Source organism: Chthoniobacter sp. (assembly GCF_040003245.1).
Lineage (GTDB): Bacteria > Verrucomicrobiota > Verrucomicrobiia > Chthoniobacterales > Chthoniobacteraceae > Chthoniobacter.
The window spans coordinates 1-21,968 of record NZ_JBDUCX010000060.1; the positions used below are offsets into that span (position 1 = coordinate 1).

The 21,968-nt window shown below is 63.0% G+C and carries 16 protein-coding genes and 1 tRNA gene; 9 read left to right on the forward strand and 8 right to left on the reverse strand.

Translation table 11 applies throughout. The features are described from left to right. The first annotated feature begins 76 nt into the window (after positions 1 to 76). A tRNA-Arg gene (locus tag ABJF10_RS10415) sits at positions 77 to 153 on the forward strand. Positions 154 to 218: 65 nt separating this feature from the next. Here the strand turns inward: ABJF10_RS10415 and ABJF10_RS10420 are convergent. Together ABJF10_RS10420 and ABJF10_RS10425 are read right to left on the reverse strand one after the other, a co-directional pair. Continuing rightward, positions 219 to 2,027, reverse strand: coding sequence for a ClcB-like voltage-gated chloride channel protein (locus ABJF10_RS10420; protein ID WP_348544497.1), 1,809 nt, complete (start codon positions 2,025 to 2,027; stop codon positions 219 to 221). 77 nt (positions 2,028 to 2,104) lie between these two features. Next, entirely contained in the window at positions 2,105 to 2,554 is a 450-nt protein-coding gene (locus ABJF10_RS10425; RefSeq protein ID WP_348544498.1) for a nuclear transport factor 2 family protein, read from the reverse strand. 106 nt (positions 2,555 to 2,660) lie between these two features. Here ABJF10_RS10425 and ABJF10_RS10430 point away from each other — a divergent pair, with 106 nt between their 5' ends. Further along, entirely contained in the window at positions 2,661 to 4,262 is a 1,602-nt protein-coding gene (locus tag ABJF10_RS10430) for a hypothetical protein (RefSeq protein WP_348544499.1), read from the forward strand. A 73-nt stretch (positions 4,263 to 4,335) separates the two neighbouring features. Further along, on the forward strand, positions 4,336 to 5,331 hold the full coding sequence (locus ABJF10_RS10435) for a MoxR family ATPase (RefSeq protein WP_348544500.1): 996 nt from the start codon (positions 4,336 to 4,338) through the stop codon (positions 5,329 to 5,331). A 233-nt stretch (positions 5,332 to 5,564) separates the two neighbouring features. Here the strand turns inward: ABJF10_RS10435 and ABJF10_RS10440 are convergent, their stop codons facing one another. The 4 genes from ABJF10_RS10440 to ABJF10_RS10455 form a co-directional block, all read right to left on the reverse strand. Then, positions 5,565 to 8,627 carry a PVC-type heme-binding CxxCH protein gene (locus tag ABJF10_RS10440; RefSeq protein ID WP_348544501.1) on the reverse strand — a complete coding sequence of 1,021 codons (3,063 nt, stop codon included), beginning with the start codon at positions 8,625 to 8,627 and terminating at the stop codon, positions 5,565 to 5,567. A gap of 36 nt (positions 8,628 to 8,663) precedes the next feature. Beyond that, positions 8,664 to 11,729, reverse strand: coding sequence for a PVC-type heme-binding CxxCH protein (locus tag ABJF10_RS10445; RefSeq protein ID WP_348544502.1), 3,066 nt, complete (start codon positions 11,727 to 11,729; stop codon positions 8,664 to 8,666). 378 nt (positions 11,730 to 12,107) lie between these two features. Then, a complete protein-coding gene (locus ABJF10_RS10450; RefSeq protein WP_348544503.1) occupies positions 12,108 to 12,470 on the reverse strand; it encodes a YkgJ family cysteine cluster protein in 363 nt (120 codons plus the stop codon). A 26-nt stretch (positions 12,471 to 12,496) separates the two neighbouring features. Next, complete coding sequence (locus ABJF10_RS10455; RefSeq protein WP_348544504.1) at positions 12,497 to 12,718, reverse strand: hypothetical protein; 222 nt, start codon at positions 12,716 to 12,718, stop codon at positions 12,497 to 12,499. 186 nt (positions 12,719 to 12,904) lie between these two features. Here ABJF10_RS10455 and ABJF10_RS10460 point away from each other — a divergent pair, with 186 nt between their 5' ends. The 4 genes from ABJF10_RS10460 to ABJF10_RS10475 all read left to right on the forward strand — a co-directional run bounded on the left by ABJF10_RS10460 (position 12,905) and on the right by ABJF10_RS10475 (position 17,423). After that, positions 12,905 to 13,600, forward strand: a complete 696-nt coding sequence (locus tag ABJF10_RS10460; protein ID WP_348544505.1) for a hypothetical protein — start codon at positions 12,905 to 12,907, stop codon at positions 13,598 to 13,600. 708 nt (positions 13,601 to 14,308) lie between these two features. Next, entirely contained in the window at positions 14,309 to 15,748 is a 1,440-nt protein-coding gene (locus ABJF10_RS10465; RefSeq protein ID WP_348544506.1) for an SUMF1/EgtB/PvdO family nonheme iron enzyme, read from the forward strand. 6 nt (positions 15,749 to 15,754) lie between these two features. Then, positions 15,755 to 15,976: a hypothetical protein gene (locus ABJF10_RS10470; RefSeq protein WP_348544507.1), complete on the forward strand. Its 222-nt coding sequence runs from the start codon at positions 15,755 to 15,757 to the stop codon at positions 15,974 to 15,976. A gap of 94 nt (positions 15,977 to 16,070) precedes the next feature. Next, positions 16,071 to 17,423 (forward strand): Gfo/Idh/MocA family oxidoreductase, encoded by a 1,353-nt coding sequence (locus ABJF10_RS10475; protein ID WP_348544508.1) that lies wholly within the window; start codon positions 16,071 to 16,073, stop codon positions 17,421 to 17,423. A 103-nt stretch (positions 17,424 to 17,526) separates the two neighbouring features. Here the strand turns inward: ABJF10_RS10475 and ABJF10_RS10480 are convergent, their stop codons facing one another. Both ABJF10_RS10480 and ABJF10_RS10485 read right to left on the reverse strand, forming a co-directional pair. Next, entirely contained in the window at positions 17,527 to 18,546 is a 1,020-nt protein-coding gene (locus ABJF10_RS10480; protein ID WP_348544509.1) for an FAD:protein FMN transferase, read from the reverse strand. A gap of 2 nt (positions 18,547 to 18,548) precedes the next feature. Next, positions 18,549 to 18,980, reverse strand: coding sequence for a DUF4864 domain-containing protein (locus tag ABJF10_RS10485; protein WP_348544510.1), 432 nt, complete (start codon positions 18,978 to 18,980; stop codon positions 18,549 to 18,551). A gap of 113 nt (positions 18,981 to 19,093) precedes the next feature. Here ABJF10_RS10485 and ABJF10_RS10490 point away from each other — a divergent pair, with 113 nt between their 5' ends. After that, positions 19,094 to 20,539, forward strand: a complete 1,446-nt coding sequence (locus ABJF10_RS10490; RefSeq protein ID WP_348544511.1) for a pitrilysin family protein — start codon at positions 19,094 to 19,096, stop codon at positions 20,537 to 20,539. Between the two features lie 19 nt (positions 20,540 to 20,558). Further along, complete coding sequence (locus tag ABJF10_RS10495) at positions 20,559 to 21,968, forward strand: pitrilysin family protein (protein ID WP_348544512.1); 1,410 nt, start codon at positions 20,559 to 20,561, stop codon at positions 21,966 to 21,968.

The window sequence follows — 21,968 nt, forward strand, 5'->3', positions numbered from 1 at the left end:
GGGAGGTCGGCACCAGAGGAATCTGCGCGCGAAGTGCTCCCATCATGCGGCCCGAAAAGTTGCCGCGATGAACGAGGCGCCCGTAGCTCAACTGGATAGAGCAGCGGTCTTCTAAACCGCAGGTCGTGGGTTCGAGTCCCGCCGGGCACGCCACTTTTGAAGGATGAAGGCGGAAGGCGGAAGGATGAACGGCAGAACAAACTGGCGAAGGCTGTGGATCAGGCGGCGGGTTTGGCGGGGGGCGGCGAGGCAGGCGCGGAGGGGCGGGGCTCTTTGGTGCGCTCGGCGAGGGCGAGAAGGAGGTCGCTCTTGGAGATGCTGCCGATCAGTTTGCCATTCTGGCCGACGGTGACGGGCAGGCGCTCGCCATCGTGATGGGCGAAACGTTCCAGAGCTTCGATGAGCGAGGCGTCGGGCGCGATGGTCGGGAAATCGTCGTGCAGGATGTCGCGGGCAACGACCAGCTCGGCGAGTTCGCTTTGCATGAGGTTGCTCTTCACGTCGTGCAGCGCGATGACGCCGCGGAAACCCCCATCGGCGGCGGTGACGTAGAGATAGCGAAAATTGTGCGTGATGAATTCGTGGGCGATGGCGCGAAAGTCGGCGTCCTCATCCACATTGACCGGATCCGGCTTCATGATATCCGCCACGCTCAAGCCGGCCAGTTGCTGGCGGTAAATCTCGCCGCCTTTGCGCTTCAGCGATTCGGCGTAGATGGATTTTTCTTCGAAGGCCAGGCAGGCGTAGTGGGCGACGACGCAGGCGAGCATGAGCGGGAGGATGAGCTGGTAGTCGAGGGTGAGCTCGAAAAGCATGATGATGGCCATGATCGGCGCGTGGGTGGTGGCGGCGAGAAACGCGCCCATGCCGACGACGGTGAAGGCCTGCGGATTCAGCGGCGCGCCGGGCCAGATCGACTGCACGGCGTGCGCGACGAGCTGCCCCACGCACGCGCCGACAAAAAGCGTGGGAGTGAACACACCGCCGACCGCGCCGGAGCCGAACGTCGCCGCGGTGGCAATGAGCTTGAAGACGAGGATGAAGAGCAGGGCCTGCCAAAGCAATTCGCCGTGCAGGATGTGGTTCACTACGCTGTAGCCGTTGCCGCACACTTCCGGCTGCCAGATGGCGAGCGCGCCGACGATGAGCCCGCCGAGGCCGAGCCGCAAATAGACCGGGAGCGCGAGCTTGGTGAACAGCCGCTCGCTGGCCCGTAACAACCGCAAGAACCAGGGCGCGGCGAGCCCGGCCAGCAAGCCGAGCAATAGCAGCGGCAGGATTTCCCAGTTCGACCCGAGCCGCACCGACGCGATCTCGTAGAGCGGCTGCTCGCCGAGCAATTGGCGGACGGTGAGCGTCGAGACGACCGAGGAGAAAACCAGCGGGCCGAAGGATTCCATGGCCAGCGATTGCAGAATGATCTCCGCGACGAATAGCGCGCCGCCGATCGGCGCATTGTAGGCCGAGGCGATGCCCGCCGCCGCGCCGCAGGCCACGAGCAGCCGCAATTGCAGCGTGGGCGTTTTCCTCCACCGGCCGATGCGGGAGGCGATCATCGCGGAAAGCTGCACCAGCGGGCCTTCGCGGCCGATCGATGCACCCGACGCGATGGAAAACATCGCCGACACGCACTTCACGAGGCTGGAGCGCGAGGAGATGATGCCATCGCCGAGCACGATGGCCTCCATGTAATCCGTGCTGCTTCTCCGGCGCCCCCAGCGCATGCCATAGTAAATAATCACTCCCGCGATCAAACCGCCCACCGCTGGCACCAGCAGCCGCTGCACCGGGCTGAGATGGATGAAGCTTTCGACGAGTCCGCCACCCTGCTGCGTGAGCGCAAGGTGCACGAGCGAGGTCAGCCTGCGGAAGGCGACCGACGCACACGCGCCCGCAAAGCCGATGACGCCCGCCCAGAAGAGCGTGACCTGCAATTCATTCGGCCGAACGATCTCCGCCAGCCAAACGCGCACCCGGAGCAGGGCCCGCAGCCCCCGCGGCGACATTTGCTTTTCTGGCGATGACATTCCCCAACCATGCGCCGCGCGGCGGGCATCGCGCAATGCTGCGCGTCGATCGGTGGAAAATGAGCCGCAGGCGGAGGCTACTTTGCCTCGTCCACTTCGGAGCTGTGGCTGAGAATGCAACGCCACCGGCCTCCCACCCGGATGAACGTGTCGGAGAACACTTCATCCTCCTCGAATTTTTCACCCTTGTATTCGCCGTGCGGATTACCGTGACCCACCACGACCGCCGTATCGCCGAAAACGCGGATCTCCATCTCGCCCAACTCGTAGGAGCTGAATTTCAGGTCGCCGCTGGTGAGCTGCTTGAAAATAGCTTCTCGCGAAACCACCTTCCCATCCGGGCTCACGAGCATCCATTCCTCGGCAAAGATCGACCCCAGCGCTTGAAAGTCGCCGCTGACCAGCGAAGCCGTGGAGCGCTTTTCGATGGCGCGCAACTCCTCCTTGTCCGCCGCTTCATCGGCCCGGGCGATTTGGCCGGAGGTGAGCACGGCAAGGAGGACGAGCAGAGGGAAAAGCGATTTCATGGGCATGAGTAAAACATTGGCTGAGGTATCCAGCAACTCACGGATGGACGGATTCAAGAACTCCCTTGCTGCATCCGGGCCGGGAGATGCTAGTTTCCACTCCGATTTGAAAACGCCTGCCATCGAAGATGTTTTGCGTCCGCTGCGCGCCGCCCGCCGGCGGCTGGGCGCGCAATTCTTCCTCGTGGCGCTGGTCAAGGCGGGCCTGCTCGCCGGGGCGGGGTTGCTCATCTTCGGAGCGTTCAATCGCTGGGGGCTCGGCCGCCTCCCTTGGGATGCCCAGGCCGCTGGCTACGCCGTGGCCGGGGCGCTCATCATTGCGCTGCTGGCCACACTCGCCCGGCGACGCAGCCTGGTCGAGACTGCCGGCATCCTCGACCGCCTCGGCGGCACGCGCGACCGCTTCCTCACCGCGCTCAACTTCGCTGCCGCGCCGGAATCCGAGGCGATGCACGCCCTCGCCGTGAAGGAATGCACGCAATTCGTCCGCGCCGGAAGATTCAGCCAGCTCATCCGCGTGCGGATTCCGCGCGACGTGGTGTGGTGGTTCGTGCCCGTGCTGGCGATTGCGCTCTTGCAATGGGAGACGCAGCGCAGCTTCGCCAATCGCGACGCCGACAAGGCGGCCGCGCGTGCCGCCGTGGAAGACACCGCAAAACATCTCGAACAACTGGCCCGCGAAACGGCGAAGGCCGGTGAGCAAAACAAGGCGGAGGAATTAAAGAAACTCGCCGAGCAATTGCAGCGCAGCGCCGAGCAATTGCGCGCCAACGCCACCAATCCCGAGGACGCCGGCAAATCCGCCCTGCGCGAGCTCTCCGCGCTCGAGCAGATGGTGCAGGACATGCAAAAGTCGCCCTCCGCACTCACTCCCGAGGAGCAGCAGGCGCTGGCCAAGGCGCTCGCGCAAAACGACGCGACCAAAGACGCCGCCGCCGCCCTCGCCGCTGGCGACCAGGCCAAGGCCGCGGAGGAATTGGAAAAGGAAATGCAGAAGCTCGCCGATCAAAAGGACGACGCCACCTCCGAGGAAGTGCGCCAGCAGTTGGAGAAAGCCATCAAGGAACTCGCCCAGCAAAAACAACTCTCCGAGGCGATGCAGAAGCTCGCCGAGAAATTGCAGCAATCCCAGGCGCAGCAGGGCGGCAATTCCAGCGAAGCCGCGAAGCAACTCGCGCAGATGTTGCGACAGATGGCGCAGGGCAAGAGCGGCCAGCAGTCCGGTGGCAAACCGAGCCAGCAAACGCTGGAGCAGCTTCTCGCCGCCTTGCAGAACATGAAGGCCGGCGAGGGCCAGACGCAGCAGAGCGATCAACCGCCCTCCGGCCAACCCGGCAGCGTGAAGACGCAATCCTTCGCGCAGAGCAGCCCAAATGGCCCGCCCAGCCCCGGCGACCCCACCCTGCCCAGCGGACAGCCCGGCAGCGAGCACGACGTCGGCACGACCGATTCGCCGTTCGGCAAAGACCAGAACGCCGCCGGCAAGGACGCCCAGCGCCAGCAACTCGCCGGCCGCATGGGCGATGGCGAAAGCATGCAGCAGTCCCTGCAGTCCGCCGGCGATCATTCCAAGTCCAACCGCGGCTACAAGAATCTCTACGAAGCGATGGCCCCCGCCGCGCAGGACGCCGTGCTCCAGGAAAACATCCCGCTCGGCTCGCGCTTTCTCATCAAGCGCTACTTCGAATCGATCCGCCCGCAGGAATGAGGGCGTCGCCGATTTTCGATTGCGGGATTGTCGATTGCTCCATTCACCTGCCAGTCTCCCGCCTTCCCCAGCCATGACCCAAACGCCGAATCTCGAAACCCAGGTCGAACAATTCCGAGCCAGCTTCACCCGCATCCGCGACGAGATGATGAAGATGATCGTCGGGCAGAAGGAGATCGTGGAAGGCGTGCTCGTCGCCTTTTTCGCAGGCGGCCACGTGCTGCTCGAAGGCGTGCCCGGCCTCGGCAAGACGATGCTCGTCCGCACCCTGGCCGACGCGGTGAACCTGAAATTTGCCCGCGTGCAATTCACGCCCGACCTCATGCCCGCGGACATCGTCGGCACAAATATCATCAGCGAAACGGAACACGGCCACAAGGAGTTCACCTTCCAGCCCGGCCCGGTCTTCGCGAACATCCTGCTGGCCGACGAAATCAATCGCGCCACGCCGAAAACGCAAAGCGCGCTGCTTGAAGCGATGCAGGAACAGCACGTCACCGTCGGCGGCGTGCAGCACCCGCTCGATCCGCCTTTCCTCGTCCTCGCCACGCAAAACCCGCTGGAGATGGAAGGCACCTATCCCCTGCCCGAGGCCCAGCTCGACCGTTTCTTTTTCAAGCTCAAGGTCCTCTTCCCCTCGGCCGATGACCTGCACACCATCCTCGACCGCACCACGGCCAAGGATACTCCCATTGTCTCCAAGGTCCTCGACAGCCCGGCCGAAGTCGTCGCCCTGCGCGACGTCGTCCGCCAGGTCCCGCTCGCCCACGAAATCCAGGCCCACGCCGTCGACCTCGTCCTCGCCACGCACCCCGACAACGAGCGTGCCACCCCGCTCGCCAAGAAGTATGTCCGCTACGGCGCCAGCCCGCGCGGCGCGCAGGCCCTCATCCTCGCCGCGAAAATCCACGCTGTGCTCGACGGCCGCTACCACGTCTCCCGCGCCGATATCGACCAGGCCGCCCTCGCCGCCCTGCGCCACCGCATCATCCTCAATTTCGAAGGCGAAGCGGAGGGCACCAGCACGGATGAAGTCATCGCGGAGATCTTGAAGAAAAACGCGGGTTGATATTCAAGTGCGTTGCGCAGCACGCGAGAGCGCTTCCCCCACCCTGTCATCCTGAGCGAAGTCGAAGGATCTCCAATATCCTTCTTCTTCACCAGTCCGTCCGCAAGAAAGTGCCACGCTTGTAATGAAGCGACGCATGAGATGCCAGAGCCTGACTGGAGGTCCTTCGACTTTGCTCTGGATGACAATAATTTCGGGCTCTTCGGGCTTTTTCGCCGCCGGGCGAAAGCTATCTATTTCGCCTCCGGCAAGTCTACCTGCTGGTGGCTCATGAGATAGCTGAAGAGATCGAGGGTCTGTTGCGGGGTGAAGGCGGCGAGCAGGCCTTCGGGCATCATGGACATTGGGCTCTCCGTGATCTTGTCGACCTCGGCGCGCTCGACGGTTTGCACGTCGGTCATGGTCCGCAGGGTCAGCGTGCGGTCGGTCTTGGTCGTGATCATCCCGGAGAGGACGCGGCCGTCCTTGAGCATGATGATCGAGAGACGGAAGTCGGGCGCGACCACCGCGCTGGGGTCGGCGATGTTTTCGAGGAGATAGTCGAGGTTGTCGCGATTCGCCCCGGTGAGGTCGGGGCCGATCTTGCCGCCTTCGCCGTAGAGCGTGTGGCAGGTGGCGCAGATGCCCGCGAAGACCGCGCGGCCCGCGTGCGGATCGGCATGCGCAAGGGCCTCGGGGGTGAGCCGGGTGCGGAGTTGGGCGATGAGTTGCTTGATGCCCTCGGGACTCTCGCGCAGGTCGCCCCAGACTTCGGCGAGGCGCTTGTTCAGCTCGGCATCGTTGAGATTATGAATCTGCCGGGCGTGGAAGGCGGTGACATCCGTGCGCGGGATTTTTTTCGCCGCGATGGCGTCGAGCAGCGCGCCCGCCCAGGCGGGACGCGTGACGAGCACGGTGATGGCCTGCGGTCGATCGCCGAGGAAGAAATTCTTGTAAGCGCCCACGATCTTCGCGCCGAGCGCGGGATCGCTCTCCTGCGCCAGGCCGCGAACCGCGACGGCGTTGAGGTACCGTTCGCCCAGCAGTTTCTCGCAGATCTGGCGCGTCTCCGGCGTGCGGGAATCTATCAGCGTTTGCAGGGCGACCTTGCGCAGGGCGACGTCGGCTGTCTTGTCGAGCGCGACGCGACGCACTTCATCCAGCGCGCGGCCATCGCCGAAGAGCGCGCCGAGGTCGCGCGCCTTGTCGGCCAGGGAGGGATCGAGCTTCGCCACGAGCGCGTCCCACGCAGCGGGTTTCGGCGCCTTGCGCCAGCCAGTGAAGGCTTCATTCATACCGGCGAGAATGTCGGTCTGGAAGGCCACCGGCTTCGCCGCGGTGAGCTTGATCAAATCATTGAGCGGCGTGGGATTTTTCTCCACGTCCTCCGCGACGCGGCGGGCGAGGTAGCGGCGGGTGAGCGGCCATGTGCAACCGTCGGCCAATGCCGGGAGGGCGGCGAGATTCTGGTCGGCCAGCGGTGTGAGGCCGTACCAAACAAGCATCGGCAGATTGTGATCAGCGGCATTCTCCGCATGCGCGAGCAGCGGAGCGGCGACGGCGGCGCGATCAGCCGGCGGCAGGCGCTGGAGCGTGGAAGCGAGCGTGAGCCGCACGAGGCCGGAGGAGTCTTCGTGGGCCATGCGGGCAAATTCAGCGAGGAGATCGGCGGGCGGCTGGGCTTCGGCGCGGGCGGGGCGCTGGCCCATGTTCGTGTCCAGCGGCCAGGTGTCCGTGAGCAGGCGAATGGCCCACACGCGAACATGTTCGTTTTCATCGCGTAAAAGGGTGCGCAGTTTGGCGTCGTCCACGCCGCCCATGCGCCACAGCGTCCACAATGCGCGCAGACGCAGCACCGGGTCCTTGCCCTTGTCCAGTTCCTCCCCGAGCGAGAGGCGCGCCCAAGTGAGTTCCTCGCCATTGGTCACGCCGCCATCCTTGCCCTGATAACCTGGCAAAAGCTGGCTGGCCTGGCGCGCGTACCAATCGTTGGTTGAGCGTTCCAGCTTGGCGAGTTCACTCGCCCGGAGCCCAGTGATGTTCCAGCCACTTGGAGGTGTTTTCACGCCGCCGTCGTAGGTGATCTTGTAGATGCGTCCACTGGTGCGATTGATGCCGCTGCGGTCGTGGCACTCACCCGTGTCGCTCCAGTCGAGCACGAAGACACCGCCATCCGGGCCGGTCGCGAGGTCGATGCCACGAAACCACGGGTCGCCGAAGAAGAACGAGTCGGGCCCGCGTTTGCCGACGTAGCCGCTGCCTTGTGGCTCGAGGATCTCGGTATTCAAGCGGCGGCCGTGGAAATTGATGGTGAACAACTTGTCGCGATATTCCGCGGGCCAGTTGTCGGCCTGGTAAATGACTTCGCCGCAGTGGGCGTGGCCGCCGCCGAGATCATTGGCCGCGCCGTCGCGCGAAGCCTGCCAACCTTTGCCGGTATCGAAGTGGTAATGATCGGCGTGCTGATCGATGAGCCCGTAGACGTGCGGGTTTTGGTCGAGGGTGGACGAGCGCGTGAAGTGCGCGCCGGTGATCCCGTGCCAGAGATGACCGTTCACGGTGTTGATGAAGAAGAGCTCGCCGAATTTGTCCCAATCGTGACCCCAGGGATTGGTGGTGCCGGCGCACAAGGCTTCGAAGACTTTGCGTTGCGGATGATAGCGCCAGATCCCGCCGCGCAACGGCACGCGCTGTTCCGCCGGGGTACCCGGCGCGCCGACATCGCCGGGGGCCGAGCCGCCGCAACGTCCGTAGAGCCAGCCATCCGGGCCCCACGAGAGGCCGTTGGCGAAATTGTGATAGCTGCCCTCATACGGCACGGTGAAGCCATCGAGCACCACTTGGGCTGTGCCGCCGGAGAGACCGTTGGCGTCCTTGTCGGGGATGAAAAGGAGCTGCGGCGGGCACATGGCCCACACCCCTTTCTCGCCGCGGGCAATACTGGTCAGCATCTGCAGCGACTCATCGTAGACCGTGCGCTTGGTGACGTGGCCATCGCCCTTGGCGTCTTCCAGGATGAGGATGCGATCGCGGAGGTGGAGATCGAATTTCAGCGGCGCCTCGGCGTAGGTGTAATTTTCCGCCACCCACAGCCGCCCCTGCGGATCGAAGCACATGGCAATGGGATTTTGCACTTGCGGCTCTGCCGCGAAGATCGTCGCCTTGAATCCCGGCGGCATCTTCAGCTTCGCGAGCGCCTCTTCCGGCGAGATCGGCTGCGGATTGTCCTTGTTGGTATTGTAGGGCGTGGGAAATTCATCCGCCGCGAGGAGGCTGGCGGTGAGGGCGGCGAAGACGGCGAGAGAGCGAGGGCGCATGAGAGTGGACGAAAAGTGGGAACCGAAAACTGCCCCCTATTTGGCCTCAGGGAGGCTCACCTGCTGATGGCCCATGAGGTAGCTGAAAAGATTCAACGTCTGCTCGGGCGTGAAGGCAGCGAGCAGGCCTTCGGGCATCATCGAGAGCGGACTTTCGGTGATCTTGTCGACCTCGGCACGCTCGACGGTTTGCACGTCGGTCATGGTGCGCAGGGTCAGCGTGCGGTCGGTCTTGGTCGTGATCATGCCGGAGAGCACACGGCCATCCTTGAGCATGACGATGGAGAGGCGAAAGTCGGGCGCGACGACCGCGCTGGGGTCGGCGATGTTCTCGAGGAGATAGTCGAGGTTGTCGCGGTTCGCGCCGGTGAGATCGGGACCGATCTTGCCGCCTTCCCCGTAGAGCGTGTGGCACGTCGCGCAGATGCCCGCGAAGACCGCGCGGCCCGCGCGCGGATCGGCCTTGGCCAGGGCGTCGGGCGTGAGCCGGGTGCGGAGCTGGGCGATGAGTTGCTTGATGCCTTCCGGACTTTCCCGCAGATCGCCCCAGACTTCGGTGAGGCGCTTGTTCAACTCCGCATCGTTGAGATTGTGAATCTGCCGGGCATGGAAGGCGGTCACATCGGTGCGCGGCACTTTGTTTGCCGCGATGGCATCGAGCAGCGCCTTCGCCCACGGGGCGCGCGTAACCAGCGCGGTGATGACCTGCGGCCGGTCACCCAGCGCGAAGTTCTTGTAGGCCGCGACGATCTTCGCTCCCAGCGCCGGATCGCTCTCTTGCGCCAGGCCGCGAAGGGCGACGACGTTGACGTAATGCTCGCCGATCAGTTGCTCGCAAATCTGGCGCACTTCCGGCGTGCGCGAATCAACCAGCGTTTGCAACGCGACCTTGCGCAGGTTCACGTCCGCGTTCTTGTCGAGGGCCACGCGGCGCACTTCATCGAGCGCGCGACCATCGCCGAAGAGCGCCCCGAGATCGCGCGCCTTGTCGGCCAGCGCAGGATCGAGCTTCGCCACCAGCGCGTCCCACGTGGCCGGCTTCGGCGCTTTGCGCCAGCCAGTGAAGGCTTCGTTCATGCCGGTGAGCACATCGGCCTGGAAGGCAGCGGGCTTGGCCGCGGTGATCTGGAGCAACTCGTTCAGCGGGGCGGGATTCTTTTCCACGCCTTCCGCGATACGCCGGGCGATGTACTGGCGCGTCTGCGGCAACGCGCACTGATCCGCCAGCGCCGGGAGAGCGGCCAGATCATGGTCGGCCAGCGCGATCAGGCCGTACCACACCATCATGGGCTGGTTGTGGTCGGTCGCATCCTCGGCACGGGAGAGCAAGGGCGCCGCCAGCGTCGCGCGAGCAGCGAGGGGCAGGCGCTGGAGCAGCGAGGCGAGCGTGAGGCGGACCAGGCCGGATTTGTCCTCCCGGGCCATGTCCGCAAATTCCGCAAGCAGATCGGCCGGCGGTTGCGCCTCCCGCTGCGCGGGCCGCGCGCCGAGACAGGTATCGAGCGGCCAGTCATCGGTCAGCAGCCGAATGGCCCAAACACGCATATGCTCGTTTTCATCGCGCAGCAGCCGGCGAAGCTTGTCGTCGTCCTCACCGCCCATGAGCCGCAGCGTCCACAACGCGCGCAGGCGCAGCGCGACATTCTTGCCTTTGTCGAGTTCCTTGGCCAGGGAGACCCGGGCTGCGGTCAGGTCTTCGGCCTTTGTCACCCGGCCCGGCGTGGCCGCTTGCTCCTGCAAAAGCTGGCTCGCCTGCCGCGCGTACCAATCATTCGCCGAACGGTGCAGCTTCGCGAGCTCGAGCGGAGAGAGTCCGCTGATGTCCCAGCCGCTGGGCGGCGTCTTCGCTCCGGCCTCGTAGGTAATCTTGTAAATGCGCCCGCTGGTGCGGCTCACGCCGGTGGCGTTGTGGCATTCGCCGGTGTCGCTCCAGTCGAGCACGAAGACGCCGCCATCCGGCCCGGTCGCCAGGTCGATCCCGCGAAACCATGGGTCGCCGAAGAGCATGGCGTCCGGCCCGTGTTTGCCGACATAACCGGTGCCGGTGCGCTCGAGGATCTCGGTGTTCAAGCGGCGTCCGTGAAAATTGATGGTGAAGAGCTTGTTGCGATACTCCGCCGGCCAATTGTCCCCCTGGTAGATGACCGTGCCGCAATGCGCGTGACCGCCCCCGAGATCATTCGCCGCACCATCGCGGGAAGCCTGCCAGCCCTTGCCCGTGTCGAAGTGATAGTGGTCCGCGTGCTGGTCGATGAGAGAGTAAACGTGCTGATTCTGGTCCAGCGTGTGCGAGCGGACGAAATGCGCGCCGGTGATGCCGTGCCAGAGGTGCCCGCAGACCGTATTGATGAAAAACAGCTCCCCATTCTCGTCCCAATCATGGCCCCAAGGGTTCGTGGTCCCCGAGCAGAGCATCTCGAACACTTTACGCTGCGGGTGATAGCGCCACATCGTGCCGCGCACCGGAACCCGCTGCTCCGCCGGCGTGCCCGGCGCGCCCACATCCCCGGGGCACGACGCCCCGCAGCGCCCGTAGAGCCAGCCATCCGGTCCCCAGCTCAGGCCATTGGCAAAATTGTGATAGTTCTCACTCGGCACGGTGAAGCCATCGAGCACTACCTGCGGCGTCCCGCCCGTCATCCCGCTGGCATCCTTGTCCGGGATGAAAAGCAGTTGCGGCGGACACATCGCCCACACGCCGCCATTGCCGCGCGCAATACTGGTGAGCATCTGCAGCGAGTCATCATACACCGTGCGCTTCGTGGCGTGTCCGTCGCCCTTCGCATCTTCAAAGACCACGATGCGATCACGCAACCGCAGATCAAATTTCAGCGGTCGTTCCGCATAAGTATAATTCTCCGCCACCCACAACCGCCCCTTCGGATCGAAACACATCCCGATGGGATTCTGCACCGCCGGCTCCGCGGCAAAGATCGTCGCCTTGAACCCCGGCGGCAGCTTCAGCTTCGACAGCGCTTCCTCGGGCGAGATCGGCTGGGGATCTCCCTTGTCGCTGTTGTAGGGCGTGGGAAATTCATCGGCGCCGAGGACGCTGGCGGTGAGGGCAAAGATGAGGGCGGGAACACGAAGTCGAAGGCGCATGGGCAAAGTCGGGGTGGGTCGGAGTCGCTGGGAATGATTCCGCGAAAGAGATTCCGTTAGCACGGAAATCGTCGGGAAAGCAGGAGAGATCAAGCCCGGAACGATTCCGCCTTCGGCCCGCACTCTCAGAGACGGTGAGATGAGTCGCTCCATTTGAAGTTTGGCCAGCGAATCACTCGGGTCACACGAATGAAATCCTTCGCATTCGTGTCATCCGAGTGATTCGCTGGCTCACCTCTTCTTTCCGCGTCATCATTTACAGTCCCTCAGCTTGCCCCCGCCCGCAGGCCTGCCGACAACAGATTCAGCACGCGTGAATACACCCGCTCACAACCCTGCCCTCGGTGGCGCCGTTACCGGCTGAAACGTCGGCCCATCCTAGGCGCCCGCGGCGGCCCTCACCGTCGGCACCGCCTCGCAGCTTTCCCGCCAACCGGGAAAATTCCACGTGTTCGGAAAGCCCGCGCATTGCCGCGGCTTCACCGGCTGGATGCGGCAGTCCCGGCCATCGAGGAAGACGCATTCGTGATTGTAGGTGCCATCGGCGGCGGGGCCTTTGTCGACCAGCGCCAGCCCATCCCGCTGCGGCCGCAAAGTCGTATGGCGTTGGATGAATTCATGCTCCGTCACTTTCAGAAAAGCCGCCATGCGGGCGATCTCCGCTTGTTCGATAAGCACCAACCCCGGCCAGCGGCAGCAATTCGTGCAGCGCTGGCATTGGTAGTGGATTTCGTCAGGCATGCTTACCCGCGGGTCGGACGCTGCGGTCAGTCCAAGCTCGGCGCTGGACGCCAGTGATGCCGCTCGGGAATCTCCAGCGCCGGCTCATCGGCCATGCATCCGTGAAGCGCTTCGTAGCCGGGTGGTCGCACGCCGGTTCCCGACGCTTCGTGTCCCGTCCCATCACGGGTTTCCAGCGCGCGCCGCAAGACGTGCAGTTCATCCGGAGTCAGTCGGGGGATTTTCGCCAGGATTTCGGTTGCACTCATGGACAAATTCTACGGGTCTTTCTTCAACAGGCAAGCTCCCGCCACCGAGACGAACGCCATTTTCCGTGCGGGAGGCAGGCCACGACGAAACAGGCGGCAGACTAGTGCGCGAAAATACGGATTCCGCTTGTCACGCAGAGCTCCTTTTCATATGGAAGAGCCGGATTCCCAAAGCTCGAGAGCAAAATGAAATTCATCGGTTTGAGTTGCGTGCTGGCCGGGTTGGCATTGGCCGGTTGCGACCGACCGGTGGCCAAGGTGGATGATAACGACACGCACTTGGTCGAGGCCACGCCGACACCAGTCCCCACCCCCCAGTATGCCAAACCGGGGACTTTTTACCTCGTGGAAGCAGTGCGCAAGGAAACCAAAGACGGCGTCAGCCGCCTCGTCCCGGGGACGGAAGTGCGGCTCATTCGTCCCGGCATCTATCAGACTCCCCTCGGCGAGATGCCCTTGAATGCCAGGGTCCTGACCAATGACCTGACCGTGGCGCGCGCCGTCTCCCGCACCGATCTGAAGGCGCAGTCCGTGGCCCTGCCCAAGGCCGCCCTCGCCGCCGCCCCGGCCGTCATGCGCCAGCCGGTCGCAAATCTCGCTTCCGCCAACACCACGGTTCCGGTCGTCAACGCCGCGCAGCAGCAGGCCTCCCGCCTCAAGGAGAACCTGCGGACGATGAACTTTCAGTTGTCCTCTCTGGAGCACGAAGAAACGACCCTCCAGTCGAGAATCGAGTATCTTCAGGGCAGGGTCTACCACAACATGAATCGCGCGACCACTTCCACGGCGGAATCCGACTTGAACAATTGCACTCGCAAACTGGCCGAGGTGCAGGCCGGAATGCAGACCTTGCGTTCCAAGATCGAGCAGGCGGGGAAGTGAGAAACGCGCGCGGATTTTCCTTGACTTTTTAAGGACTAGATGCTACAGTGGCGGTGTCGAATGGGGTAAGGAGGAAACTGGGGCGAGGTGGCGGATAGGTAGCGAGAAAATCATCATGGCCTTGTATTCAGTCAGCGACCAATGCATCGAGCGACGCGCCGAAATGCCCGCCGCAGCTTCTTTTCGTACCCAAACCCGATGCGGAGGGGTATTGGCACGGGTCCTACAGAGGCCAGTCAAGGCCAGTCAAGGCTGGTCAAGGCTGGTCAAGGTCGCAAAATTTCCGGGACCGAACGGTCGGATGGTGGGATCAATTCCTCATATTCCGGTCGGAATCCCACCGAAGGGTCGGAGGCGAGCCCAGTGTAGATTAAGGTAAATTAAGCCGAATTAAGGTGAATTAAGCCTTTCGAAATTTCTCCTTCGCTCTGAACCCAAGTATGAGGCTCACTCACTTCCCAATGACCAACCCGCGATGGCCGACCCGTATGGGGTCCGGTTGCGGGCAGCCAATCAAGGCCAATCAAGCTTGGTCAAGGCAGAGAAAATTTTCCGGCATGCGAGCCACCCTAATTCGATGAACTCCTGGCGACGCTGATGAATAATCAAAAGAGTTGTTTTATTCACAAACTTATCATTTATGACACTTCCCTCCATTTCCATCCGTTGACACCACGCCCGCAAATTGCCAAAACTCCCCTCCCTCGCATGAAATCCCCGCGCCTTCTCCTCCTCGCCTCCCTGGCCACTCCTCTCGCCCTGCACGCTGCCGTCGATTTTGAAAAGGACATCAAACCGATCCTCGAAACCAATTGCGTGCGCTGCCACAACCCGAAGGGCACGGAATTCGAAAAAGGCGACACGGACCTGAATCTCTCGACCAAAGAAGCCGCCTTCGAATCGAAGTCCACGATCGTCGCGGGCAATGCGGAGAAGAGCAAACTCTACACGACCACCGTGCTGCCGGATGACGCCAAGAAACTCATGCCGCCGCGCAACAAGGTGACCAACGATCTCGAGCGCCTGGCCAAGGCCGACACCGAACTGCTGAAGACCTGGATCAACGAGGGCGCCAAGTGGCCGGATGGGATGAACCTGACGGCGCGCAAGAAGGCCGTCGCCACAGCGGGCTCCGCCGCGGAAACCGAACTCGTGGCTAAGATTCACGAGTCGATCTTGAAGAGCCCGACGGTCGCGTCGGACAAGGAGATGAAGGCTTACACCAACACCATCCCCGGCTCGGAGATCACCTACGACATGCTGCCGATTCCCGGCGGCAAATTCAAGATGGGCAGCCCGGACAACGAACCCGGCCACAAGGCCGATGAAGGTCCCGTGCACGAGGTGGAGATCGCGCCCTTCTGGATGGAGAAAACCACCGTGACGTGGAACGAGTTCGAGCTCTTCATGTATCCGAACGAGGAGAAAAAGGGCCGCGAAACCAAGAAGCTCGACCCGGCGCTGAACGCGATGACCGATGCGGTCACGCACCCCACGCAGCCGTATGTGGAGATGAGCTTCGGCATGGGCAAGGATGGCTTTCCCGCCATCTCGATGACCCAGCACGCGGCCAACAAGTATTGCGAATGGCTCAGCGCCAAGACCGGTCACTTCTATCGCCTGCCCACCGAGGCCGAGTGGGAATACGCCGCCCGCGCCGGCACCACCACCGCGTATTTCTGGGGCGATGATCCCAAGCAGATCGGCGACTATTGCTGGTGGGGCAAGAACTCGGACTTCAAGTATCAAAAGGTCGGCAAGAAGAAGCCGAATCCGTGGGGCCTCTACGACATGCTCGGCAATGTGATCCAGTGGACGCTCGATCAGTACAGCCCGACTTATTACCAGACTTCGCCTGCGGCCAATCCCTGGAACAAGGCGACCAAGCCGTATCCGCACGTCGCGCGCGGCGGTTCGTGGGACGATGATGATGCCACGAAGCTGCGCTGCGCCGCGCGCCGGGCGTCCGACAACACGTGGAAGATCCAGGACCCGCAGCTCCCGAAAAGCATTTGGTACCACACCGACGCCCAATTCCTCGGCTTCCGCATCGTGCGCCCGTTGAAAGTGCCGACGGCCGCGGAAGCGCAGTCCTACTGGAACAGCGGCGTGGAAAAGGATAACCCCGATCTCAGCAAAGCCGAGTAAGACCCCATGGGTTACACCGATCTCTGGCGCTGCAAAAACTGCGGTTCGATGCCGGAGATCATCATGCAGGGGAAGAATTTCCTCGTGCGCTGCAACACGTGCAACTCGGAAAAGGTAAACGTCTACGCGAACAACATCGACGAGGTCGTGCGGGAATGGAACAAGGCGAACAATCCCAATCGCTTCGCCCTGTGGTCGAGCCTGCGCAAGTTGTTCCGCCGCGAGTGAGCTTGGATCAAAGCTTTTCCCATCCACGTGATTAAGAAGACGTAGCCAAGCGCGCCGGCCTCCACTAGGCTTGCCATCCCACCTCCACCTCCACATGAATAAACCATCCCAGATCATTCTCCCCGAGGCGTTCAGCCGCAGGAGTTTCCTTAAGACCAGTTCGGCCGCGATGGCCGGCGGTGCACTGCTCGGCGCCCTCGCTCCCGAGCGCTACGCGCACGGCGCCAGCGCCTCCGACGAAATCAAAATCGCCATGGTCGGTTGCGGCGGACGCGGTTCCGGCGCGGCCAACCAGGCGCTCAGCACCTACCCCATCGGCCCGGTGAAACTCATCGCCATGGCGGACATCCATCCCGACCGCCTCGACAGCTCGCTCTCCAATTTGCAGAAGCAGCATGGCGAGCGCGTCGATGTGCCCAAGGAGCGCCAGTTCCTCGGCTTCGATGCTTACAAGAAAGCCATCGAACTCGCCGACGTCGTCATTCTCTCCACGCCCCCCGGGTTCCGCCCGATGATGTTTGAGGAAGCGGTCAAGCAGGGCAAAAACATCTTCATGGAAAAGCCCGTGGCCACCGACGCCGCCGGCATCCGCAAGGTGCTCGCCGCCGCCGAGGAAGCGAAGAAGAAGAACTTGAAAGTCGGCGTCGGTCTCCAGCGGCATCACCAGGCCGGCTACATCGAGACGGTCAAGCGCCTGCATGATGGCGCCATCGGCGATATCGTCTCCATGCGCGCCTACTGGAACGGCCAGCGCCCCTGGCAGAAGAAGCGCGCCGACCTCGAGAAGATCTACGGCCGCAAGCTCACCGAAATGGAATACCAGATGCGCAACTGGTACTACTTCACCTGGATCTGCGGCGATCACATCTGCGAGCAGCACATTCACAACATCGACGTCATCAACTGGGTCAAGAAGGGTCATCCCGTGAAGGCCCGCGCCATGGGCGGCCGCGAGATCAATCACGGCGGCGCCGACGACGGTGAAATCTTCGATCACTTCGCCGTGCAGTACGAATACGAGGACGGCTCGATTTCGTTCAGCGAATGCCGCCATCAACCCGGCTGCTGGAACAGCGTCAGCGAGCACGTGCAGGGCACCAAAGGCCGCGCCGACGTGGGCAAGAACCAGATTTTCGCCGCGGAAGCCTGGCGCTATAAAGCCGAGGGCGCGAAGGATCCTTACCAACAGGAACACGACGACCTCTTCACCGCCATCCGCCAGAACAAGGAATACAGCGAAGCGGAGTATGGCGCGACCAGCACGATGACCGCGATCCTCGGCCGCATGGCCGCCTATTCGGGCAAGGAAATCGAGTGGGACAAGGCTCTCGCCTCGAAGATCGAACTGCTCCCCGAGAAGTTCGCCTTCGATGCCAACCCGCGCCACATGCCCGGGCCCGATGGCCTCTACCAGCGCGCCATCCCCGGCCAGACCGAAGTCCTGTAAACCGGCGTCCGCGCCTTGAATTCACCGCGCCCCGTTTCCTCGTGCTAGTCGAGGGAGCGGGGCGCGTTTCTGTTCCCGTATGCAAGGGGAATTCGCGCCCCTGCTACGGCGCCGCTTTCGGCACATCCTTCCACCGCGAGGACTCCACGAACTGAATCTTGTCATCCGGCATGCGGACCACATGCGCCGCGGCGCCGGGGGTGTCCTCCACGAATTTCAAACCGCGTTCCGGCCCGAGCACGCTGATCGTCGTCGTGAGTCCATTGGCCGCCATGCAATCCGACGCGACGACGGTGACGAGGCTGTGATCCGTAAGACCGATGCCCGTGCGCGGATCGACGATATGCGAATACCGTTTTCCTCCAATCTCCACGCGCTGAAACATATCGCCGCTCGTCGCGATGCTGCGATTCTTCAAATAGATGATCTGCGGCGGCGGCGCGCCCGGCACGTCCAGCGGCGCGACTTCGATGCGCCAGCCGGGTTGGTCCGGCGGCGCGTCACCCGCCGTCATGTCGCCGCTGCCCCCGACCAGCACGCGGGTGATGCCCCGCTGCTTGAGCACCGCCACCGCTTCGTCGACGGCGTAGTTCTTCGCGATGGCCCCGAGATCGAGCCGCATCTCCGGCACGAGCAACTCCGCCGTATGATGCTCCGGATCGAGGCGCAGGTTCTTGTAACCCACCCGCGCCTTCATCTCCGCGATCAATTCCGGGGTCGGCAGTTCCTGCTTGTGCCGGGCGCGCCGCCACAGGTTGACGAGGGGACCGACCGTGACATCGAAAGCCCCATCGCTGCGCACGGCGTATTGCTGCGCCCGCTCGAGCACGCGCCAGAGATCGGTGCTCACCGGCACCGCCTTGCCCTGCCCGGAAGTCTGCGACAGCCGGCTCAGCTCGGAGTCGCTGTCATAATCGCTGAGAATACTGTTGAGCACCGCAACACGGTCGAAGGCGGCCTCCGCCGCAGCTTTGGCGGTGGCTTCATCTTTCGCATACATCGAGATGCGGAAGGGCAACCCCATCTCCGCCTTTTCGTAGACGAACTTCTGCAATGCCTCGTCGGCGGGCGACGAGAGGACGGTGAGGGAAAACGCGGCCAGAGCCGCCAGAATACGGCGCACGATCAGACTTCTGTCGTCTGGTCCTTGAGCAAAGTCACGCCGGTAATCCGCCAGGTCTCCCCATCCCGGCGCAGCGTATATTGATAATCCACCGGCTCCCGCCCCTCGCTGAAAACGCGCATGTTCACCACTGCCTCGTCACCATTGTCGAAGGCCAGGCCGCACCGCGCGGAGGTCGAATGCGCGATGGCCGGGTAGCCCACCTTGACCAGGCGTTCAAATCGATCCAAAGGACACACGTGCTTGAATTCATTGTCGGCGAAGACATAGGCACTCGCATAGTCGTCGTGGCGGAAGGCATTGAGCTGGCCCTCGATGACCGAGCGAAGCGCATCCTTGGTGATCATGACGCTCGGCTTGAGGTCATCCGCCCCCCAACTCCCAGCCACCGAATAAAGGATCAGCATGAGAACCAGCAGCGGGCGCGTTTTCATAACCATCATACGTAAGCCAAAAGGCGTCCGGATTCACCTTCAAAACGAAAACACGCGAAAACTTGCCCGCCGATTCTGAACGCCCCACACTTCCGCCTGTCACAACACCCCGCATGTCTCCCACCAAACTCGCCGTCGCGCTCTGCGCGCTCGCCCTCCCGCTTTCGGCCCTCGCCCAGACCACTCCATTGACTCCCGTCAACGGCGCTCCGGTCAAAGAGCCGGTCATCAAGGTCGATCCGCTCGTCCAAAAGACCACCCTCCTCACCACGGCGCCGCAGCATATCGTGCTCAAGCCCATCCAGTTCGTCGAATACGACCTGCCCAACGGCCTGCACGTCATTCTCCACGAAAACCACACCGCGCCCGTCATCGCGACGTATGTCCTCTACCATGTCGGCAGCAAGAACGAGCGCGCCGATCGCACCGGTTTCGCCCATTTCTTCGAGCACCTCATGTTCGAGGGCAGCGACAACATCCCCCGCGCCAAGATCGACAAGTACATCTCCGGCGCCGGCGGCAACCTCAACGCCAGCACCTCCTTCGACCAGACGGATTACTTTTTCAATGTGCCCAGCAACGAGCTGAAGCTCGCCCTCTGGATCGAAAGCGAGCGCATGATGCACTCCAAGATCGATGAAGTGGGCGTCGAGACCCAGCGCAAGGTCGTGAAGGAAGAAAAGCGCATGCGCTACGACAACCAGCCCTACGGCTCGCTCTTCGAGGAACTGGCCCAACTCGTCTTCGCCGGCACGCCCTACGCCTGGGTGCCGATCGGCTCCGTGCAATACATCGACCAGGCGACGATCGACGAGTTCCGCGACTTCTACAAAACCAACTACCTGCCGAACAACGCCACTCTGGCCATCGCCGGCGATTTCAATCTCGAAGCAACCAAGAAACTCGTGGCCGACTACTTTGGCCCGATTCCGAAAGGCCCGGAGATCAAGCGCCCTGCGGTGAAATTGACGGACCCGACCGCGCCGGTGAAACACGATGTGGTCAAGGCCAACACGCCGCTCAATGCGACGATGCACGCCTGGCACGCCGTGCCGGAGACCGATCCCGATGCCTACGCCTTGCAATTGCTCGGCGACATCCTCAGCACCGGCCGCAGTTCCCGCCTCTACAAGCGGCTCGTGGAAAAGGAGCAGGCCGCGCTCAACGTCGAGGCCTTCCCCTTCCTCCTCGAAAACGCCGGCATGCTCGGCGTATTCGCCACCGGCCAGCAAGGCGTGACTCTCGACCAGCTCGACACGCTCATCGACGAGGAGGTGGAGAAAGTGAAGTCCGGAGGCGTGACCGAGGAGGAATATCGCAAGGCGCTCAATCAGGAGGAGGCGGAGTTCGCCAGTGGTTTCGGCACCATGGCCACCCGCGCCCGCAATCTCGCCCGCTACCACACCTTTTACGGCGACACGAATCTCATCAATACCGAGCTCGACCGCTACTTCGCGGTGAAGCGCGAGGACTTGCAGCGCGTCGCCCAGAAATACCTTGGCAAGGACAACGTCTTCATCCTGCGCTATCCCGCCGCCGGTGCGCCTCCCACCAAGTAACCTTCTTCCTCCTTCTGCCATGAAAAAGCTTCTCCCTCTTTTGCTCGCCAGCGTCGCGGCCACGGCTTTCGCCGACGTCGACCGCACCAAGCAACCGGCCCCCGATCCCGCGCCCACCGCGTCGTTTCCGGACTACCGCACCGTGACCCTGCCCAACGGGCTCAAAGTCTTCGTCATCGAAGACGACCGCAAGCCGACCGTCACCTTCCGCCTCATCATCCGCAGCGGCTCGATCGCCGACGGCGACAAGAAGGGCACGGCCGGCTTCGTCGCCGGCCTGCTCAATCGCGGCACCGAACATCGCGACGCCGCCACGTTCGCCCTCGAGACCGATTCCATCGGCGTGAAGGTCGAAGCCTCGGGCGGAGACGACGCCATCTCCGTCGCCGCCGGCGGTCTCACCAAATACACCGACCGCATTCTCGACCTGCTCTCCGATGCCGTGCTGCATCCCTCCTTCGCGCCGGATCAGTTTGCCCGCGTCCAGCGGCAGACCCTCTCGGGATTGGAGGCCGAAAAGCAGCAACCTTCCAGCCTCGCCGGTAAGCTCGCGGGCAAGGTCGTCTTCGGCAATTTTCCCTACGGCGATTACCTCAAGCCGGAGGACGTCACCGCCATCAAGCGCGAAGACCTCGTGGCCTTTCATAAGGCGCATTTCCTGCCGAACAACGCCTCGCTCGCCGTCGTCGGCGATGTGAAGGCCGACGCCATCCTGCCGCTCATCGAAAAGACCTTCGGCTCGTGGCAGAAAGGCGAGGTGCCCGCGCTCAAGCTGGGGAAAGTGCCCGTGCTCAAGGGTCTCACGATTCATCTCGTGGATCGCCCCGGCTCCGTGCAGTCGAACATCATCGTGCTGAGCGACGCCCCGCCCCGCAACAATCCCGACCTGCCTGAACTCAATGTCGTCAACGCCACGCTCGGCGGTGGATTCAGCGGACGCCTGTTTCAGAACCTGCGCGAGAAGCACGGCTGGACCTACGGCTCGAGCTCGGCCTTCGATTACAAAAAGCTCGCCGGCGCTTTTCAGGCCACCGCCGAGACGCGCAACGAAGTCACCGCTCCCGCCGTCGCGGAAATCCTCAAGGAAATCACCCGCATCCGCGATGAGCCCGCCAAGGAGGAAGAGATCGCCCTCCAGCGCCAATATAACGTGGGCAATTACCTCCTCAGCCTCGAAAACACGTCGCGCACCGCGCAACGCGTGCAAGACATCGACCTCTACGGGCTGCCGGCCGATTTCTACAAGTCCTACGCGCACCGCATGAGCGTCGTCACCCCCGCGCAAGTCGAGGAGCTGGCAAAGAAATATCTCACCGCGGAAAACGTCGCCATCGTGGTGGTCGGCGAAGCGAAGGAAATCAAGCCGGAGTTAGACAAGATCGGCAAGGTCATCGTTTACGATCAGGAGTTGAAGCCAGTCGCGCCGTGA

What these genes read in the sequence shown, in the direction of transcription:
- ABJF10_RS10495 (WP_348544512.1), top strand. Translation starts at nt 20,559, where the DNA reads ATGAAAAAGCTTCTCCCTCTTTTGCTCGCCAGCGTCGCGGCCACGGCT.
- ABJF10_RS10450 (WP_348544503.1), bottom strand. Translation starts at nt 12,470, where the DNA reads ATGCCTGACGAAATCCACTACCAATGCCAGCGCTGCACGAATTGCTGC.
- ABJF10_RS10485 (WP_348544510.1), bottom strand. Translation starts at nt 18,980, where the DNA reads ATGAAAACGCGCCCGCTGCTGGTTCTCATGCTGATCCTTTATTCGGTG.
- ABJF10_RS10490 (WP_348544511.1), top strand. Translation starts at nt 19,094, where the DNA reads ATGTCTCCCACCAAACTCGCCGTCGCGCTCTGCGCGCTCGCCCTCCCG.
- ABJF10_RS10460 (WP_348544505.1), top strand. Translation starts at nt 12,905, where the DNA reads ATGAAATTCATCGGTTTGAGTTGCGTGCTGGCCGGGTTGGCATTGGCC.
- ABJF10_RS10470 (WP_348544507.1), top strand. Translation starts at nt 15,755, where the DNA reads ATGGGTTACACCGATCTCTGGCGCTGCAAAAACTGCGGTTCGATGCCG.
- ABJF10_RS10455 (WP_348544504.1), bottom strand. Translation starts at nt 12,718, where the DNA reads ATGAGTGCAACCGAAATCCTGGCGAAAATCCCCCGACTGACTCCGGAT.
- ABJF10_RS10420 (WP_348544497.1), bottom strand. Translation starts at nt 2,027, where the DNA reads ATGTCATCGCCAGAAAAGCAAATGTCGCCGCGGGGGCTGCGGGCCCTG.
- ABJF10_RS10465 (WP_348544506.1), top strand. Translation starts at nt 14,309, where the DNA reads ATGAAATCCCCGCGCCTTCTCCTCCTCGCCTCCCTGGCCACTCCTCTC.
- ABJF10_RS10445 (WP_348544502.1), bottom strand. Translation starts at nt 11,729, where the DNA reads ATGCGCCTTCGACTTCGTGTTCCCGCCCTCATCTTTGCCCTCACCGCC.
- ABJF10_RS10475 (WP_348544508.1), top strand. Translation starts at nt 16,071, where the DNA reads ATGAATAAACCATCCCAGATCATTCTCCCCGAGGCGTTCAGCCGCAGG.
- ABJF10_RS10425 (WP_348544498.1), bottom strand. Translation starts at nt 2,554, where the DNA reads ATGAAATCGCTTTTCCCTCTGCTCGTCCTCCTTGCCGTGCTCACCTCC.
- ABJF10_RS10435 (WP_348544500.1), top strand. Translation starts at nt 4,336, where the DNA reads ATGACCCAAACGCCGAATCTCGAAACCCAGGTCGAACAATTCCGAGCC.
- ABJF10_RS10440 (WP_348544501.1), bottom strand. Translation starts at nt 8,627, where the DNA reads ATGCGCCCTCGCTCTCTCGCCGTCTTCGCCGCCCTCACCGCCAGCCTC.